This window comes from Rhodococcus sp. TAF43 (assembly GCF_052113525.1).
Classification (GTDB): Bacteria; Actinomycetota; Actinomycetes; order Mycobacteriales; family Mycobacteriaceae; genus Prescottella.
Map to the genome: position 1 here is coordinate 20,195 of NZ_JBFRDL010000009.1, position 17,561 is coordinate 37,755.

General features: G+C 69.1%; 18 protein-coding genes and 1 pseudogene. 12 read left to right on the forward strand and 7 right to left on the reverse strand.

What is annotated here, in order from left to right; translation table 11 throughout:
* Positions 1-58: 58 nt before the first annotated feature.
* Genes AB4Z09_RS08495 through AB4Z09_RS08505 form a run of 3 tightly spaced genes read left to right on the forward strand, consistent with a single transcriptional unit; the run spans position 59 to position 4,051 of the window.
* Positions 59-1,066: an LLM class F420-dependent oxidoreductase gene (locus AB4Z09_RS08495; RefSeq protein ID WP_174908486.1), complete on the forward strand. Its 1,008-nt coding sequence runs from the start codon at positions 59-61 to the stop codon at positions 1,064-1,066.
* Positions 1,063-2,247 carry a thiolase family protein gene (locus AB4Z09_RS08500; protein ID WP_174908488.1) on the forward strand — a complete coding sequence of 395 codons (1,185 nt, stop codon included), beginning with the start codon at positions 1,063-1,065 and terminating at the stop codon, positions 2,245-2,247. Before AB4Z09_RS08495 ends, AB4Z09_RS08500 begins: the two co-directional genes overlap by 4 nt.
* 52 nt (positions 2,248-2,299) lie before the next feature.
* A complete protein-coding gene (locus AB4Z09_RS08505; protein ID WP_174908490.1) occupies positions 2,300-4,051 on the forward strand; it encodes a class I adenylate-forming enzyme family protein in 1,752 nt (583 codons plus the stop codon).
* A gap of 22 nt (positions 4,052-4,073) precedes the next feature.
* Here AB4Z09_RS08505 and AB4Z09_RS08510 read toward each other — a convergent pair whose 3' ends face one another.
* Entirely contained in the window at positions 4,074-4,625 is a 552-nt protein-coding gene (locus tag AB4Z09_RS08510; protein ID WP_174908492.1) for a hypothetical protein, read from the reverse strand.
* Positions 4,626-4,695: 70 nt separating this feature from the next.
* On the opposite strand from AB4Z09_RS08510, the gene AB4Z09_RS08515 reads away from it, so the two are divergent.
* The 3 genes from AB4Z09_RS08515 to AB4Z09_RS08525 are packed head-to-tail and all read left to right on the forward strand — an operon-like array spanning position 4,696 to position 6,414.
* Complete coding sequence (locus AB4Z09_RS08515) at positions 4,696-5,301, forward strand: TetR/AcrR family transcriptional regulator (RefSeq protein WP_174908494.1); 606 nt, start codon at positions 4,696-4,698, stop codon at positions 5,299-5,301.
* A gap of 31 nt (positions 5,302-5,332) precedes the next feature.
* Positions 5,333-6,139, forward strand: coding sequence for a TrmH family RNA methyltransferase (locus AB4Z09_RS08520; RefSeq protein WP_174908496.1), 807 nt, complete (start codon positions 5,333-5,335; stop codon positions 6,137-6,139).
* On the forward strand, positions 6,136-6,414 hold the full coding sequence (locus tag AB4Z09_RS08525) for a DUF2537 domain-containing protein (protein WP_174908498.1): 279 nt from the start codon (positions 6,136-6,138) through the stop codon (positions 6,412-6,414). Before AB4Z09_RS08520 ends, AB4Z09_RS08525 begins: the two co-directional genes overlap by 4 nt.
* Before the next feature lie 6 nt (positions 6,415-6,420).
* On the opposite strand, the gene AB4Z09_RS08530 is transcribed toward AB4Z09_RS08525, so the two are convergent.
* From AB4Z09_RS08530 to AB4Z09_RS08545, 4 genes are all read right to left on the reverse strand, one after another.
* Positions 6,421-7,236 carry a DUF6928 family protein gene (locus tag AB4Z09_RS08530; RefSeq protein WP_174908500.1) on the reverse strand — a complete coding sequence of 272 codons (816 nt, stop codon included), beginning with the start codon at positions 7,234-7,236 and terminating at the stop codon, positions 6,421-6,423.
* A gap of 5 nt (positions 7,237-7,241) precedes the next feature.
* Entirely contained in the window at positions 7,242-8,117 is an 876-nt protein-coding gene (gene sepH, locus AB4Z09_RS08535) for a septation protein SepH (RefSeq protein ID WP_442239538.1), read from the reverse strand.
* A 252-nt stretch (positions 8,118-8,369) separates the two neighbouring features.
* Positions 8,370-9,488 (reverse strand): phosphoserine transaminase, encoded by a 1,119-nt coding sequence (serC, locus tag AB4Z09_RS08540; protein ID WP_174908504.1) that lies wholly within the window; start codon positions 9,486-9,488, stop codon positions 8,370-8,372.
* Positions 9,489-9,542: 54 nt separating this feature from the next.
* A complete protein-coding gene (locus AB4Z09_RS08545) occupies positions 9,543-10,670 on the reverse strand; it encodes a citrate synthase 2 (RefSeq protein ID WP_174908506.1) in 1,128 nt (375 codons plus the stop codon).
* A 234-nt stretch (positions 10,671-10,904) separates the two neighbouring features.
* Here AB4Z09_RS08545 and pdxH point away from each other — a divergent pair, with 234 nt between their 5' ends.
* The 6 genes and pseudogenes from pdxH (at position 10,905) to AB4Z09_RS08575 (ending at position 15,868) form a co-directional block, all read left to right on the forward strand.
* The gene (gene pdxH, locus AB4Z09_RS08550) at positions 10,905-11,555 is read left to right on the forward strand and encodes a pyridoxamine 5'-phosphate oxidase (RefSeq protein ID WP_174914482.1); all 651 of its coding nucleotides are present in this window, start codon (positions 10,905-10,907) and stop codon (positions 11,553-11,555) included.
* Positions 11,555-12,835 carry an MFS transporter gene (locus AB4Z09_RS08555; protein WP_174914484.1) on the forward strand — a complete coding sequence of 427 codons (1,281 nt, stop codon included), beginning with the start codon at positions 11,555-11,557 and terminating at the stop codon, positions 12,833-12,835. The genes pdxH and AB4Z09_RS08555 overlap by 1 nt, the downstream gene beginning before the upstream one ends.
* Positions 12,828-13,748 (forward strand): carbohydrate kinase family protein, encoded by a 921-nt coding sequence (locus tag AB4Z09_RS08560; RefSeq protein ID WP_442239539.1) that lies wholly within the window; start codon positions 12,828-12,830, stop codon positions 13,746-13,748. The genes AB4Z09_RS08555 and AB4Z09_RS08560 overlap by 8 nt, the downstream gene beginning before the upstream one ends.
* Positions 13,749-13,805: 57 nt before the next feature.
* Positions 13,806-15,104, forward strand: a complete 1,299-nt coding sequence (locus AB4Z09_RS08565; protein WP_114722932.1) for a citrate synthase — start codon at positions 13,806-13,808, stop codon at positions 15,102-15,104.
* 38 nt (positions 15,105-15,142) lie between these two features.
* Positions 15,143-15,499 (forward strand): annotated as a pseudogene (locus tag AB4Z09_RS08570) (FKBP-type peptidyl-prolyl cis-trans isomerase); the annotation flags it as partial.
* The gene (locus tag AB4Z09_RS08575) at positions 15,488-15,868 is read left to right on the forward strand and encodes an FKBP-type peptidyl-prolyl cis-trans isomerase (RefSeq protein ID WP_254622950.1); all 381 of its coding nucleotides are present in this window, start codon (positions 15,488-15,490) and stop codon (positions 15,866-15,868) included. The pseudogene AB4Z09_RS08570 and the gene AB4Z09_RS08575, both read left to right, overlap by 12 nt.
* Before the next feature lie 76 nt (positions 15,869-15,944).
* On the opposite strand, the gene AB4Z09_RS08580 is transcribed toward AB4Z09_RS08575, so the two are convergent.
* A complete protein-coding gene (locus tag AB4Z09_RS08580; RefSeq protein ID WP_442239579.1) occupies positions 15,945-16,190 on the reverse strand; it encodes a nitroreductase/quinone reductase family protein in 246 nt (81 codons plus the stop codon).
* A 217-nt stretch (positions 16,191-16,407) separates the two neighbouring features.
* Positions 16,408-17,490: an alpha/beta hydrolase gene (locus AB4Z09_RS08585; RefSeq protein ID WP_114722935.1), complete on the reverse strand. Its 1,083-nt coding sequence runs from the start codon at positions 17,488-17,490 to the stop codon at positions 16,408-16,410.
* Positions 17,491-17,561 lie beyond the last annotated feature (71 nt).

The following is a 17,561-nucleotide window of genomic DNA, read 5'->3' on the forward strand; positions in this document are numbered from 1 at the left end:
CTACAACTAACAGAGTGATGAAGGCCACTCATTCTTTCGAAGTGAGGATGACGACGCGATGAAGACCTCGGAGCCGCGACTGAGCGTGAGCCTCCCGTACTGGCAGGACCGCCCGCCGCTCGATGCGCTGGCCGTCGCCGACGAAACCGCCCGCCTGGGATTCGACCGTCTCTGGGTCGGCGAGATGGCGACCTTCGATGCCTTCGCGCTCGCCACGGCGATCGGCGCCAGGGTTCCGGACCTGCCGCTCTGCGTCGGACCACTGGCGGTGGACGTCCGTACGCCGGTGGCGATCGCACTCGGCGCGGCCAGCGTCGCCGCGCTGACGGGCGCGCGTGTCGATCTGGCGATCGGCACGTCCAGCACGGTGGTCGTCGAGGGATGGCACGGTCGTACGAGGCTCAGTCCCGCAATCCATCTGGAGGAGACGGCCCGCATCGTCCGGCAGGTTGCCGCGGGGCGGAAGGCGGACTTCGACGGTCGTGTCGAGCGTGCCCGCGGGTTCCGGCTCAGGTTGCCGGCCACCGACCCGGCGCTCGTCATCGCGGCCTTCGGCCCGCAGGCGCTCGCTGTCGCCGCCCGCGAGGCGGATGGTGTGGTGCTCAATCTCGTTACACCGCAGCAGGTGTCGCGGTGCGTATCCGTCGTACGTGCGGCGGCGGAGTCGGCCGGCCGGCCCTGTCCGCGAGTCTCGGTGTGGGTCACGGCCGCGGTGGACCCCAGTGCCGCGGACCTCGAGTCGTTCCGCCGCGCTGTCGTCGGCTATCTCGCGGCCCCCGGGTACGCCGAGATGTTCGCCGACGCCGGCTTCGCCACCGCGGTCGAGATCGCGCGTAGTGGAGCAACTCCTAAACAGATCTACGGTGCCGTCACCGACGACCTCGCAGCCGTGATCGGCGCCTTCGGAGACGCCGGCGCCGTGGCTCGACGTCTCGCCGCGTACCGAGACTCGGGTGCCGACGAGATCGTGGTGGTGCCCGCGACCTCGGCCGACGACCCGGGCGGAGCCCGGACGCTCGACGTCGTGGCGCGTGCGTGCGCCCCTGCCGCCGAGATCCTCGCGTGAGCCGGGCGCTGGTGTTCGACGCCGTCCGCCTGCCGCGCGGGCGGGTACGGCGCGGCGGCGGCACGCTGGCGGAGATACCGCCGCACGTTCTGTTCGCGCACCTGCTGCGCGCGCTGGAACTGCGCGGCCTCGACCCCCAGCGGGTCGACGACGTCGTGGTCGGGATCGGCACCGTCACCGGCGAGCAGGCAGGCAACCTCGCGCGCGGCGCTGCGCTGTACACGGGCTGGCCCGACGCGGTCGGTGGTTCGGTCGTGACGCGCCTGTGCTGCTCGGGGCTCGAGGCACTCGGCACCGCCGCGGCGAAGGTCGTCGCAGGGCACGCCGACGTGATCGTTGCCGGCGGCGTCGAGTCGATGTCGAGGGTGCCGATGCTCTCCGACGCCCCCGCGATCGCGACGGACGGTGAACTCGGTGAGCGGACCGGCTTCGTCACGATCGGTGTCTCCGCCGATGCGACCGCGACGGTGCACGGATTCACTCGCGATCAGCTCGACGTCTACGCCGTGGAGTCGCACCGGCGCGCGTCGTCGGCGCCGTCGTCGGAGTCCGTGGTGCCGGTGCGTCGTGGTGACGAGGTGATCCTGTCGGTCGACGAGGGTGCCCGCCACGACGCGAGTGCGGCACAGTTCGCGGCTCTGCCGGCATTGTTCGGGGACGACCCGGCCTGGGGGCTGGTGCAGCGCCGACTGCCCGAGATGCAGCCGCCCACCGAGGGTTTGCACTCCATCGCGACGGCGCCGCAACTCGCGGACGGCGCGTCGGCGGTCGTGATCGGGAGCCCCGGTGCGGGGCCGATGCGCGGTCGTCGGCCGGTCGCCGAGATCGTCGCCGTCTCGCACCGCGCCGTCCGCTCGCCGCTGCTCGATGCTCCGGTCGACGCCGCGCGAGATGCGTTGCGCCGATCAGGAATCGGTGCGCACGATCTGGACGTCGTCGAGGCCAACGAATCGTTCGCGGTGAGCCCGTTGCTGCTGACACGGGAGTTGGACCTCGATCCCGCGCGGGTCAATCCCGTCGGCGGGGCGCTCGCCGTCGGGCACCCGCTCGGTGCGACGGGCGGCAACCTGCTGGTGTCGGCGTTGGACGCGTTGCGCCGCGTCGACGGCGAACACGCTCTGATCACGATCCCGGCGGCGCTGGGCCTCGGCTCCGCCCTGGTCGTGCGTCGCCTCCGATGACGAACATCCCACATTCCAGACCCGTTCCCCCGCTCAGTCGAGGAAGGTAGCCATGCCCCGAGAGTTAACCGCCACAACACTTTCCGGATCGAGTAGTCGCGGCGCCGTGCTGTGCCATTCGGAGAGCAAGATCCGCGACTACGTCGAGAAGGGGTGGTGGCGGACCACCACGCTGCTCGACGCGTTCGACGACTGGGTCGCCACTCGACCGCACGAGGACGCGGTGTCCGATCCGGTGAACCTGCCCGCCCTCACCGGCGCCGTGCCGGAGACCGTGACGTGGACCCGGATGGGGGAACGCGTGGACGATATCGCGGCACGACTGTACGAGAACGGGATCCGGCAGGGCGACGTCGTGGTGGTGCTGCTGCCCAACACGGTGTCGCTCGTGGCGACCTACCTTGCCCTGTGGCGGCTCGGGGCGGTTGCGAGCCCGGCCCCGGTCGCGTACCGGCAGCACGAGCTGTCGAACATCTGCCGTGCGACGGGGGCGGTGGCCATCGTGACGGTGGGCCGGCTCACGGACCGCGACCTCGCGGCCGAGGCTCTCGAGCTCGTCGACTCGGGCGTCGGCCTGGAGACGGTGTTCGCGTTCGGGCCGGATGCCGACGTGCGCGCAGTGCCGATGGACCCAGAAGTGAACGACGCCGCGAAGGCGCAGGCCCGCAGCTACATCGACGATCTGCACGTCACGATCGGCGACCGGATCACGATCTGCTGGACCAGTGGGACCGAGGCCGCGCCGAAGGGTGTGCCCCGGTGTCACGCAGACTGGTTCGCGAGCGGGCAAGCCGCCCAGGACGGGCTCGAGACCGACACGTCGTCGGTGATCCTGAACCCGTTTCCGATGGTCAACATGGCGGGCTTCGCCGGCGCGTTCCTGCCCTGGCTGCTCGGCGGCGGTCACCTCGTTCAGCATCAGCCGCTCGACCTGCCCGTCTTCCTGTCCCAGATCGAGCGGCACCGCGTCACCCATACTGCGATGCCTCCGGCGATCCTGACGATGCTGCTGCAGCGCGACGAGCTCCGCGACTCGGTCGATCTGACATCCCTGCAGCGCGTAGGTTCGGGTGGTGCGCCGCTGCCACCCGCCGTGGTGCGTCGGTGGCAGGAAGAGTTCGGCATCGAGGTCCTCAACTTCTTCGGTTCGAACGAGGGTGTGTGCCTGCTCGGCGCACCCTCCGACATTCCGGATCCGACGGTGCGCGCCCGTCACCTGCCGAACTACGGTGCACCGGGTAAGGAATGGGCAACGCGGGTCGCGAAGATGACGGCGGTCCGACTGGTGGATCCGGTCTCGGGTGCCGATGTGCACGCGGTCGGCGAGCGCGGTGAACTACGCCTCGTGGGGCCGACCGTGTTCGGTGGATACCTCGAAGGCACCGCTACCTCGAGCCCGTTCGACGACCAGGGCTACCTCTGTAGCGGAGACGTGTTCGAGTTGGGCGGCACCGACGGGGAATACCTCGAGTTCGTCGACCGGATCAAGGAGATCATCATCCGTGGCGGCATGAACATCGCCCCCGCCGAGATCGAGGGACTGCTCTTCGAACATCCGGCCGTCGGCGACGTCGCGGTCGTCGGGTATCCCGACGAGGTCCTGGGAGAGAAGTGCTGCGCCGTAGTGGTGCCGGCCGGCGCGTCCGACGTGTCTCTCGCCGATCTTGTCGAACACCTACGTTCCCACCAGGTCGCCTCGTTCAAGCTGCCGGAGCGACTCGAGATCGTCGCGAGCATCCCTCGGAACCCCGTCGGCAAGATACTGCGCCGAGATCTGCGCGACAGGCTGCAGTCGAGGACGTGAGCTGCCCGCCGACCGCCCCCTTCTACGTCCGCCGCTCGACCGCCTTCGCCCGTGCCGGGAACACCGTGTAGCTCAGGGCGATGACGCCCCAGATCCCGAGTACGACGGTGAGGGTGTCGATCCAGTCGGACAGGGCTGCGGTGCGGGTCGGGTCGTCGACCATCGCGATCGCCGCGGACAGCAATCCGCACGCGATGCCCCACGCGATCACGGCCTTTCCGAACTCGCGCCACTCGCGGATCGCCCGGCCCGCGCCGTGCCGCGGCGGCTTCACCGGGGCCGGCCCGCCGGCGAACCGGTACGCGAATCGGGCGTCGGCCCAGCGGATGATGCTGTGCCCGAACGCCACCGAGAAGCCGATGTAGGCGGCCGCCAGGCCGTGACTCCACGACGCCGCACTGCCGCTGTGCAGGTCGATCGTGGTGGCGACGAGGAGCACTACGTCGACCAGCGGTGCGCCGATGAGTAGCGCGGCACCCAGGGCGGGGCGGCGCAGCAGGTAGCGGGCGACGAGGCCAGCGCTGAGGAACACCCAGAAGAGGATCTCGCACACGACGATCAGTTGGACGATCATGCTCGACCCCGTTTCTAGTACGACTGTGTTAGTTGTTCGAAAGCTAGCACAGTCGTGTTAGTTTTGCGATGTGGTGAAGAGGTCGAGCCCCGAATGCAGACGCGAGGAGATCGCCGACGCCGTGCTGCGCGTGATCCGCCGCAACGGCATCGGCGCGGCCAGCGTGCGAACCGTCGCCGACGAGGCGGGCATGTCGACCGGGTCGCTCCGGCACTTCTTCGGCACCCAGTCCGAACTGCTGCTCTTCGCGATGGAACTCGTCACCAAACGGGTCTACGACCGCATCGCCGGGATCGAGTTCAGTGGGGATCTGCGGGCCGACGTGCGCGTTCTGGCCGAGCAGTTCGTCCCCCTCGACGACGACCGTCGCGGCGAGATGGAGGTGTGGCAGGCGTTCACCGTCGCCGCCCAGGCCGATCCCGCGCTCGCCGAGGTGCGCGACCGCTCCGACTTCGCGGTGTACGAGGGCTTCCTGGGAGCCACTCGGTTGCTCGCGGAGGCCGGGGTGCTCGCGGCGTCCGCGGTCGAGGTCGAGGCGATGCGGATGCACGCCCTGGTGGACGGCCTCGCGGCACACGGCCTCAACCACCCCCACCGGATCGGTCCCGACCAGATCCACGCCGTCCTCGACGCACACTTCGCCGCGCTGTTCGCGGCGGGCGGGAGCGCCCGCTAGCCGTCGACCACCCATACGGCACGATGGATCCGTGGTTCACGTCATCGACATCGCAGACCCCGCCGATCCCCGGCTGGACGACTTCCGAGACCTCAACTCGTCGGATCGTCGGCCGGACCTGCCCGGGGGCAAGGGGCTGGTGATCGCCGAGGGTGTGCTGGTGGTCCAGCGGATGCTTGCGTCCCGGTACGCGCCGATCGGCCTGCTGGGTGTGGACCGCCGGCTCGGCGAGCTGTCCGCGGACCTCGAGGGCGTGGACGTGCCGTTCTACCGAACCACGGCCGACGTGATGGCCGAGGTGGTGGGCTTCCATCTCAACCGGGGTGTGCTCGCTGCGGCGCACCGGCCGCCTCCGCTCGACGTCGAGGACGCACTGCGCGACGCGCGGACGGTCGCGGTGCTCGAGGGCGTCAACGACCACGAGAACATCGGCTCGATGTTCCGCAACGCCGCCGGCCTGGGTGTGGACGCGATCCTGTTCGGTGCCGCCGTCGCCGACCCGCTCTACCGCCGCGCGGTACGGGTGTCGATGGGGCACGTGCTGCGCGTACCGTTCGCGCAGGTCCCCGAGTGGCCGCGTGGGCTGAACATTTTGCGCGACAAGGGCTTCCAGTTGATCTCGCTCACCCCCGATCCTGCAGCGGTGCCACTGGCCGAGGCGATGACGGGGGAGAAGGTGGCGGTGCTGCTCGGAGCGGAGGGCCCCGGCCTCACCGAGCACGCGATGCGCGTCACCGACGTGCGCGCCCGCATCCCGATGGCGCCGGGCACCGACTCGCTCAACGTCGCGACCGCCGCTGCGATGGCGTTCTACGAGCGCATCCGGACCGGCTCGTGACGGCAGGTCCGGCGTCGCCACCCACCCCGTGGTGCACGGGACTGCTGGTCAGTGGCTTCGCGGCGCTCGTGACGTTGGTCGCCGTGGTGGCCTTCGGGTCCGCGCTGGCGCACATCCACGTGCTGCTCGCGGTCGGCTTCAACCTGGTGGTCGTCGGCGGCGCCGCCCCCACCGTGTGGCGCTGGCGGCACCGGCCGGTATGGCGCTGGGTGGTGTACGGCGTCGGGGCCGGCGTGGTGTTCGGTTGGGCCGCGCTGTTTTTCGGGGCCCTCTGACGTCGGTCAGTGGTCGCGACGGAACAGGCGGGAGAGCAGCGACGGCCTCTTCGGTGACGGCACCGACTCCTGGTCGCTGCCGTCCTCCGGCTGGCTGTGCTCGTTCGGTTCGCTGTGCTCGTCCGGTGCGCCAGGCTCCTCCTGCTCCCGGGCCGGTTCCGCGCGGCGCGCCTCCTCGAGTCGGAGGACCGACTCGGGAACCTGTCCGGACGGGTGCACCGCGAACCGCGAGACCGTGATCGACGCCGGATCCAGGTCGTCGCCCAGCCAGCCCCGGGGTGCCGCCTCCGCGAACTCGCCGGGATTGAACGGCAGCGTCTGCGGGTCCGGTAACACGTCCAGCGAGGGGCGCACCGGATGCTCCCCGGCCCAGAACGGACGCTCCCACACCTGTGGGAGGCCGAGGTCCTCGATGATGTGAACCGGTGTGGCGCTGAACGATCGCTTCAGTTCCCCGTGGTCCCAGTGCGCGAACGCGCCCCACGAACCGGCCTTCGTCACCGGACTCGACGAGCAGAGAAACGTGTGGCGGAAGCCCGTCGGGTGGATCCAGTGCTCCACCAGTGAAGACGGGACCGGCGGCAGGGATTCGCCCGTGCGGACGACGACCACCCCGGGGTACCAGCCGGCGATCACCTCGCCCGCTTCAGGTTTCGCGGCGTCCGTCAACGGTTCGTCGCCGAGATACGACACCTCGAGCCCTGGATGCAACTGCCCGACGAGGTCGCGGGCGGCGTCCCGGTCCGGTTCCGCGTCACGCAGAACCGAGGCGGGCTCGGTGGCGTCGACGTACCAGATGGTGGATGCGTTGACCCCCAGCACTGACGTCAGCCGCGCCCGTTGCTCCGAACGCCCAGCAGAACGTCGTCCCAGGACGGCAGTGCGGGCTTACCGCGCTTGTCCTTGCCGTGGGTGTGCTGGGGTGCGGTCTTCGGCTCGTCGTGCTCGGCCTCGTCGACGGGCTCCGGCGTGTCGACCTGCTCCGCCGATTCCTCTTCGATGGCGTTGTCCGCCAAGATGATCGACGAGTCTTCCGCGGCCTCGTGATCGTGGTCCTGCTCCATGTCGGCCGGGCCGTAGATGCCGTCGCTGGGGACGGGAGTCAGCCCGCGGAGCGGACGCCCGAAGTCGGGGTCGATAAGCTGGACCGCGGCGTCGTCGAGGGAGTTGATGGTGCCGCCGTGCGCGTCCGGCTGGTAGCGCCAGTGCGCGGCGTTGGTGCTCCGTCCGGCCTGCCACTGCAGCTGGGCCACCCAGTGGCCGTCCTCGTCCTTCCACGCGTCCCACGTGGCGGCGTCCATGTCGTGGCCGCGGGCTCGGAAGGCCTGCGCGACGATCTCGGACAGGGTGTCCACGGCGGGGCCGTCCGGGCGGACCGGGTGACCGGCCTGTGCCATCTCGGCCGCGCGACTGCGTTCGAGAAGCACGGGATGTGCGTAGCGCTCCACCTTGGAGTACGGAATGCCCGCCTGCTCGGCGACTTGTTCGATGGATGCGCCGGCGCGGATACGGGCCTGGATCTCTCGCGGGCGAAGCTGACTGTCCATTTCGATCTCAATCTGGCCGAGTCGAGCGATGTCTCCGCGAGAGGCCGCGCGGAGCTTGTCATCGGCGGGGAGCCGGAACTTTTCGCCGGTATCTGGATCCGAACACACTACGTGCGCGCCGCCAGGTTCGAGACCGATCACTCGCAGCTCTCGCACACTGTCCTCCTCATCGCGCCGACTCGCGATCACGCCGGAATCGACTGTAATTCATCTGTGACCCGTGTGCAGGAAAGACACGCGTGTGAATACGTTTCCTCGCGATTTGCGCACGTATCGGTGTTTCGCGGGCGTCCCCGGGACCGATACGTGCGCAAATCGCGGGGCGGCGGGGCGCGCGGACGACGAAGACGAAAGGGAGGGGCGGTCACGCAATTCGTGACCGCCCCTCCCTTCAGAGGTAGTGCGGGATCAGCCGAGCTGCGAGACGACCCAGTCGATGCTCTTGGTGAGCTGCGAGATGTCCTCGGGATCGATCGCCGGGAACATGCCGATGCGCAGCTGGTTGCGGCCCAGCTTGCGGTACGGCTCGGTGTCGACGATGCCGTTGGCGCGCAGGATCTTCGCGACCGCGGCCGCGTCGACCGAGTCGGCGAAGTCGATGGTGCCGACAACCTGCGAGCGGTATGCCGGATCGGCGACGAACGGCGTCGCGTACTCGGAGGCCTCGGCCCACGAGTACAGGCGCTCCGACGAATCCTTGGTGCGCGCGGTGGTCCAGTCCAGGCCGCCGTTGGCGTTCATCCACGCGATCTGGTTCTCGAACATGAGTAGCGTCGCGAGCGCCGGGGTGTTGTAGGTCTGGTCCTTGGTGGAGTTGTCGACCGCGATCGGCAGCGACAGGAAGTCCGGCGTCCAGCGACCCGAGTCCTTGATCTCGGCGACACGCTCGAGCGCGGCCGGGCTCATCAGCGCGATCCACAGGCCACCGTCGGCGGCGAAGCACTTCTGCGGCGCGAAGTAGTAGACGTCGGCGTCGGCGGCGTTGACCGGCAGACCGCCGGCACCCGAGGTGGCGTCGATCGCGATGAGCGCGTTCTCCGAGCCCGCCGGGCGGGACACCGGCACGGCGACACCCGTCGAGGTCTCGTTGTGCGCCCAGCCGATGAGGTCGACGGAGCCGTCGGCGACGATCGCCGGCGCGGTGCCCGGATCGCTCGAGACGACGATCGGGTCACCGATGAACGGGTTGTTCTTCGCGACCGACGCGAACTTCGACGAGAACTCGCCGTACGTGAAGTGCTGCGAACGCTCACGGATCAGACCGAACGCCGCGGCGTCCCAGAACGCGGTGGAGCCGCCGTTGCCGAGCACGACCTCGTAGCCCTCGGGCAGCGAGAACAGGTCGCGCAGGCCCGAACGCACGCGGGCGACGACGTCCTTGACGGGCTTCTGCCGGTGGCTGGTGCCGAACACCGAGGCGCCGACGTCGACCAGGGACTGCAGCTGTTCGGGGCGGACCTTCGACGGTCCGCAACCGAAGCGGCCGTCTACGGGCTTGAGGTCGGCGGGGATGATCGGAGTGCTCATCGGCGTGAGATGTCCTTCTCGGTTGTGCTCGGTTGTGGTGACGGTCCAACTGGTCTAGCTGTGCGAGATCTGGTCCCAGCCCTCGACCGAGTCGGGGGTGCGGGGCTCGGGGCCGGTGTAGATCGCGGCCGGGCGGACGAGCTTGCCCAGACGCTTCTGCTCCATGATGTGCGCGCACCAGCCGGCGGTGCGGCCACACGTGAACATCGCGGGCATCATGTGCGCCGGGACCTCGGCGAAGTCGAGGATGACCGCCGCCCAGAACTCGACGTTGGTCTCGATCGCGCGGTCGGGGCGACGCTCGCGCAGTTCGGCCAGCGCGGCCTGCTCGAGGGCGGCAGCCGCCTCGAAGCGGGGGGCGTTGAGGCGCTTGGCTGTGGCGCGGAGCACGCGGGCGCGGGGATCCTCGGCCCGATACACCCGGTGACCGAAGCCCATGAGTTTCTCCTTGCGATCCAGGATGCCCTTGACCAGTGCGCGGGCGTCGCCGGTGCGCTCGGTCTCCTCGATCATCGGCAGCACGCGGGCCGGGGCGCCGCCGTGCAGCGGGCCGGACATCGCGCCGATCGCGCCGGACAGCGAGGCCGCGACGTCGGCGCCGGTGGACGCGATGACGCGCGCGGTGAAGGTGGAGGCGTTCATGCCGTGCTCGGCGGCCGACACCCAGTAGGCGTCGATGGCCTCGATGTGCGCGGGGTCCGGGTCGCCCTTCCAGCGCGTCATGAAACGTGCTGTGACGGTGGGGCATTCGTCGATCAGCTTCTGCGGGACGGCGGGCTGGTAGATCCCGCGGGCCGACTGCGCGACGTAGGACAGTGCCATGACGGACGCGCGGGCAGCCTGCTCGCGGGCGGTCTCGTCGTCGATGTCCAGCAGCGGCTGGTAGCCCCAGATCGGGGCGAGCATCGCCAGGCCGGCCTGCACGTCGACGCGGACGTCGCCGGTGTGGATGGGCAGCGGGAACGGCTCGGCCGGGGGCAGTCCGGGGCCGAATCGACCGTCGACCAGCAGGGCCCACACGTTGCCGAACGTGACACGACGACCGACCAGGTCCTCGATGTCGACACCGCGGTAGCGCAGCGCGCCGCCGTCCTTGTCGGGCTCGGCGATGTCAGTGGTGAAGGCGACGACGCCTTCGAGGCCGCTGACGAAATCCTCGGGTACTACAGCGCTTGGTGCCATTGCTCCTGGACTCTCCTCATCCGAGTGCGTCCCGGTGAGGGGTGCACTGCCTTGGACCGAATCAGCCTTCGACTACTGCGGTAACTGTCAGGTGCGGGATGCGCCGCCGGGCCTGGTACCCAAACTTTAGCCGGTGTCACCGGTCACCTGGTCAGCGCATACCCGGGGGTAGCGTCTGAGGCTGTGTCACCAGATTCCCAACGCCGGGGTTCCCGGAAGTCCGACCTCTCCGCGATGCGGGTGAGCTACGGCGAGATCGGACCCGAACGGCCCGTCGTCGACCCCGATCTGGAACCGTCGTGGCTCGACGACGGCTGGCCCGCGCTGGCGCGGCACTGGGTGGAGGACGCCGTCCAGGCCGCACTGCCCGAACCCAACGCGATGGTGCTCGGCACCGTCGACGCCGCCGGACACCCCTGCACGCGAACGGTGCTGTGCAAGGGACTCGACGCCGACGGGGTGCTGTTCTTCACGAACTACGACTCCGACAAGGGCCGTCAACTCGCGGCCACCCCCTACGCGTCGGTGACGTTCACCTGGATTCCGCTGGCCCGGCAGATCACCGTCCGCGGCCCGGTGGAAAGAACCAGCGAGAACACGACCTCCGACTACTGGGCCAGCCGGCCCCGCGGCTCGCAGTTGGGGGCGTGGGCGTCGCAGCAGTCGCGGCCGATCGGCTCCCGGGCCGAACTCGAGGCGGCACTGATCGAGGCGGGCGAGCGGTTCGCCGTCGACGGGGACATCCCGGTCCCGGGACACTGGGGCGGATTCCGGATCCGACCGGAGTCGGTGGAGTTCTGGCAGGGCCGACCCAATCGCATGCACAACCGGATCCGCACCCGTCTGGTCGACGGTGTGTGGATCGTCGAACGCCTCCAGCCGTGATGCGGGGACTGCTCGCCGACACCACACCGCTGCGCAATCCCGACTACCGCCGGCTGTGGACGAGCGGCATCGTCACGGTCATCGGCGGTCAGCTGACCGTGGTCGCGGTGCCGGTGCAGATCTACGCGATGACGCAGAACTCGGCGTACGTCGGCCTCGCCGGCTTGTTCGGGCTGGTCCCGCTGGTCATCTTCGGGCTGTGGGGCGGCGCGCTGGCCGACGTCATGGACCGCCGAAAGCTGATCATCATCACCACGCTCGGGCTCATCGGCACGTCGGTGCTGCTGTGGCTGCAGGCCGCGTCCGGGGTGAACAACGTGTGGCTGCTGCTGTGCCTGTTCTCGCTGCAACAGGTGTTCTTCGCGGTGAACTCGCCCACCCGCAGCGCGATCATCCCCCGCCTGCTGCCGCTGAAGGACCTGCCCGCCGCGAACTCGCTCAACATGACGGTGATGCAGTTCGGTGCGATCGCCGGTCCGCTGCTCGCGGGCGTGCTCATCCCGCACCTGGGCTTCGCGACGATCTACCTGCTGGACTCGCTCGCGCTGCTCGCGACGCTGTGGGCGGTGATCAAGCTGCCCGCGCTGCCGCCGACCGGGGAGGCGCGCCGCGTCGGCCTGCGGGTGCTGGGGGAGGGCTTCACGTACCTCGCGACCCAGAAGGTGCTGCTGGCGTCGTTCGTCGTCGACATCATCGCGATGGTGTTCGGCATGCCGCGCGCGCTGTTCCCGCAGATCGCCGAGGACACCTTCGGCGACCCGAGCGGCGGCGGGCTCGCACTCGGGCTGCTGTTCGCCGCGATGTCGGCGGGCGCGGTCCTCGGCGGCGTCTTCTCCGGGTGGCTGCCGCGGATCCGCTACCAGGGCCGTGCGGTGATCGTCTGCATCGTGCTGTGGGGGCTGGCGATGGTCGGCTTCGGCGTGGTCGTCGGGATCTCGACCCCGGGCAGCTCCGCGGTGCTGTTGTGGCTCGCGCTCGGCTTCCTCGCGTTCGGCGGTGCCGTCGACATGGTCTCGGCGGCACTGCGTTCCACGATGCTGCAGCAGGTCGCCACCGACGACATGCGCGGCCGACTGCAGGGCGTGTTCACCGTCGTCGTCGCGGGCGGGCCGCGGATCGGCGACGTGCTGCACGGCGGCGCGGCCTTCCTGTTCGGCACCGCCGTCGCGTCCGCGGGCGGAGGCGTCCTGGTGGTGATCGGGGTGGTCGGGTCGATGCTGGCGTTCCCGGCGTTCGTCCGGTACCGCGTCAGCCGATCGGGTAGCCCCGAACATGTCTGAGTCGCGAATCGTCGTGTGCGGTGAGGCCCTCGTCGACCTGGTGCCGACGGGGGAGACCACGTTCGCGGCGCACCTCGGCGGCGGCCCGTTCAACGTCGCGATCGCACTCGGCCGCCTCGGCAGCCGCGTCGCCTTCTGCTCGAGGCTCTCCACCGACTCGTTCGGGGAACGGCTGCTCGCGGCGCTGGTCGCGGCGGGTGTCGACGTCTCGATCACGCAGCGGGGACCCGAACCCACGACGCTCGCCGTCGCTGCCGTCGACCCCGACGGCGGTGCCGGCTACACGTTTCATGCCGACGGCACCGCCGATCGTCTCGTCGCCGATCCCGGACCGTTGCCGGCATCGGCGGCCGCGGTGTCGTTCGGCACGCTCTCGCTCGTGTTCGAACCCGGCGCGAGCRTGTACACGGATCTGTTGCGCCGCAGCCACGGCGAGGGGCGGCTCACGATCGTCGACCCCAACATTCGGCCGGACGTGTTCCCCGCCGACTACCGCCGCCGCTTCACCGAGTTGCTGCCGTCGATCGACATCGTCAAAGTCTCCGACGACGACGTCCAATGGTTGGGACGGGGTGTGGACGGCACGACGCCGGTGCAGTGGCTCGACCGCGGGGTCGCCGCGGTCGTCACCACCCACGGCGCCGACGGTCTGAGCGTGCGGACGCGTCGGTTCCGCGTAGAGGTTCCCGGTTGCCGGGTTCCCGTCGCGGACACCATCGGTGCAGGTGACACCGTTCACGGTGCGCTGCTGCATTGGCTCGACGAGCATCGCGCGCTGGATTCGGATTCGGTCGAGGGCCTCGGCGGGGGACAATGGCAGGACGCCCTGGAATTCGCGGCGCGAGCGGCTGCGGTCACCGTTTCCAGGCCTGCGGCGGACCCTCCGTGGGCATCGGAGCTCACGGGCGGCTAGTTTCTACTTGAATGTTACGAAGTTACTCACTGGTCTGAGTTTGAGAGGGATCCTTCCGTGCCCGCTGAGAATGACAACAAACCCACACTCAGCTACCCCGGTGGCGAGCACACAATGTCCATCGCCAAGGCGACTGAAGGCAATGACGGCATCGAGCTGGGCAAGCTCCTTGCCAACACGGGTTACACGACGCTCGACCCGGGCTTCGTGAACACCGCGTCCACCAGTTCCGCTATTACCTACATCGACGGTGAACAGGGCATTCTGCGCTACCGCGGATACCCCATCGAGGAGCTCGCGCAGCGCTCGACGTTCATCGAGGTCAGCTACCTGCTGATCTACGGGGAGCTGCCCACCGAAGCCCAGCTGGAGTCGTTCACGGACAAGATTCGTCGACACACGCTGCTGCACGAGGACCTCAAGCGGTTCTTCGACGGCTTCCCGCGCAACGCGCATCCGATGCCGGTGCTGTCGAGCGCCGTCAACGCGCTGTCCGCGTACTACCAGGACTCGCTGGATCCGGAGGATCCGGAGCAGGTCGAGCTGTCCACCATCCGACTTCTCGCGAAGCTGCCCACCATCGCGGCGTACGCGTACAAGAAGTCCGTCGGCCAGCCGTTCCTGTACCCGGACAACTCGCTGAGCCTGGTCGAGAACTTCCTCCGCATGACGTTCGGCTTCCCGGCCGAGCCGTACGAGGTCGATCCCGAGATCGCCAAGGCACTCGACATGCTGCTGATCCTGCACGCCGACCACGAGCAGAACTGCTCGACGTCGACGGTGCGCATGGTCGGCTCGTCGGACGCCAACCTGTTCACGTCCGTCTCCGCCGGCATCAACGCGCTGTGGGGCCCGCTGCACGGCGGTGCCAACCAGGCCGTGCTCGAGATGCTCGACGAGATCAAGGCCAACGGCGGCGACGCCAAGGACTTCGTGCGCAAGGTCAAGAACAAGGAAGACGGCGTGAAGCTCATGGGCTTCGGTCACCGCGTCTACCGCAACTACGACCCGCGCGCCGCGATCGTCAAGGAGACCGCGCACTCCATCCTCAGCAAGCTCGGCGGTGACGACAAGCTGCTCGAGATCGCGATGACCCTCGAGGAGACGGCGCTCACCGACGACTACTTCGTCGAGCGCAAGCTGTACCCGAACGTCGACTTCTACACGGGCCTGATCTACCGCGCGATGGGCTTCCCGACGCGCATGTTCACAGTGCTCTTCGCGCTCGGCCGCCTGCCCGGCTGGATCGCACACTGGCGTGAGATGCACGAGGATCCGGCCACCAAGATCGGCCGCCCGCGTCAGATCTACACCGGCTACACCCAGCGCGGTTACGTGGACCTGTCGGGCCGCTGACCCGTCCTGCCCGACTACGACTGATCGGACAACACACCATGAGCACCAAGCCCGAGATCGATTTCCAGGAGGGCCCCGCGCCCACCGAACTCGTCATCAAGGACATTGTCGTCGGTGACGGCCCCGAGGCCACCCCCGGCGCCAAGGTCGAGGTCCACTACCTCGGCGTCGAGTTCGACTCCGGCGAGGAGTTCGACTCCTCGTGGAGCCATGGCGAATCCATCACCTTCCCGCTCGCCGGCCTCATCGCCGGATGGCAGGAGGGCATCCCGGGCATGCGCGTGGGTGGTCGGCGTCAGCTGACGATCCCGCCGGAGCTCGCGTACGGTCCGGCCGGCGGCGGCCACCAGCTGTCGGGCAAGACGTTGGTGTTCGTCATCGACCTGCTCGACGTCGTCGTCCCGCCGCCCGCTCCCGAGATCGAGCCGGCCACCGGCCCGGCCCCGGCCGAGCTGGTCATCGAGGACATCGAGGTCGGTGACGGCGCGGAGGCTCAGCCCGGCGGCGTCGTCGATGTCCACTACCACGGCGTCGAGTACGACACGAACGAGGTGTTCGACTCGTCGTTCCTGCGCGGGGAGTCCGTCGCGTTCCCGCTGAACCGGCTCATCCCGGGCTGGCAGGAAGGCATCCCCGGCATGAAGGTCGGCGGTCGCCGCAAGCTCACGGTTCCGCCGGAGCTCGCGTACGGTCCGGCCGGTGCCGGTCACCAGCTGTCGGGCAAGACGCTGGTGTTCGTCATCGACCTGCTGGGCACCCAGTAGTCCTGTAGAGCAACAGAACTCGGGCCCCGCACCGTTCCTCGGTGCGGGGCCCGAGTCGTGTCCGGGCTCGGTCGTCTCAGGTCCGGCGGGTCTGCCCGATGACCGGCAGTTCACGATCGGTCTTCTGTTCGTACTCGGTGAACTGCGGCGCCGCCGCCGTGATCGTCGCCCAGGCGTCGTCGCGCTCGGTGTCCTGGAGTTCGCGTGCCGTCACCGGAATCGACTCGCCGCCCACCTCGATCGTCACCCGGTCGGGGTGCGCGGCCAGGTTCATGAACCTGCCGCCGCGCCGGACCGGCCCATCGCGAACTTGTTGACCCAGTTCACCATGCGTCCGTGCGGTGGGCGTGCTCCCCGGGTTGCACGTGGGTGGCTGAAGGTCATGGCTGCGTCTCCTCGTTCCGGGTCGGTACGGGACACGACCAGTATGAGCCGCGCGCGGGACTCTGCGGGACGAGAGACTCTGCGGGACGAGAGAGGGCGCCCCGGCCGAAGCCGGAGCGCCCTTGTCGCAGCGTGGTGAAGCTACCGCCGGATGACTACCGCGGGGTGCCCATGGCGTCGGCCAGCATCGGCCACGAGTTGTTCAGGTCGTCACGCCAGTAGCCCCACGAGTGGGTGCCGGCCGGCTTGAAGTCGAAGAACGCCTGCTCGCCCATGCCGTTGGCGTTGACCGCGTTGAACAGTCGGTGGGTGCACTCGTTGGTCGCAGCCTCGATGATGCCGCCGACGACGACCTGGTTGGCCAGCGTCCCGACGTTGCCGTTGATGCCCTGGCTGTCGAGGGTGTCGTGCGGGCCGGGCAGGCCGGACGCGTTGGAGACGTACAGCTTGGGGCCGCCCTTGAGCTTGCCGATGTTGATGATCGGGTCGTGTGCAATCCAGTCCGGGCTGCCGACCGGGCCCCACATGTTCTCGGCGTCGGCGTCGCCGCGGGCCGCGATCACGATCTGGATGTAGGTCTGGCCGACCGGAGTCGCGGTGTCCGCGCAGCCGCTGTACGCGCCGACGGCCTTGTACAGCTGGGGGTCCTTGAGCGCGAGGTTGAACACCGAGGTGCCCGACGTCGAGATGCCCGCGAGCGTGTTGACACCGGTGGTGCCGAGCGCCGAGTCGATGACCGGCGGGAGTTCCTCGGTGAGGAAGGTCTCCCACTTGTTGGCGCCGTGGAGAGACGGATCCGCCTTCTGCCAGTCGGTGTAGTAGGTGAACGCACCCTGCATCGGGGTGACGACGTTGACCTGCTTGCCCGCGAAGAACGTGCCGATGTCGGCCTGCTTCTGCCACGAAGCCGAATCCTCGCCACCACCGGCGCCGTTGAGCAGGTAGAGCGTGGGGGCCGGCTTGGAGGTGTCCGCCGGACGGATCACCTCGAGCGGGATGTCCCGGCCCATCGACTCGGAGCGGACGACCAGGGACATCTTGTTGCCCGTGCCCTGCTTGGCGGAGACCAGCTTGGTGCCGCCGTTCGACTGGGCAGCCGCCTCGACCTTGGCTGCGTCGGTTCCCGGCGCTGCGGCCGTGGCCACCCCGGCCCCCAAGAACACGGGAAGTGCGGCGACCGTCGCCGTCGTGGCGCCGATCAACGCTTTGAGCCGGCGGGACTTCTTGGTTACACGCATACTTACTCGCCTTCGGTGGTCGGCCGGGGAGCGCGGCTGTGCTCCCACGGTGCTGGACGTGTGTATATCAC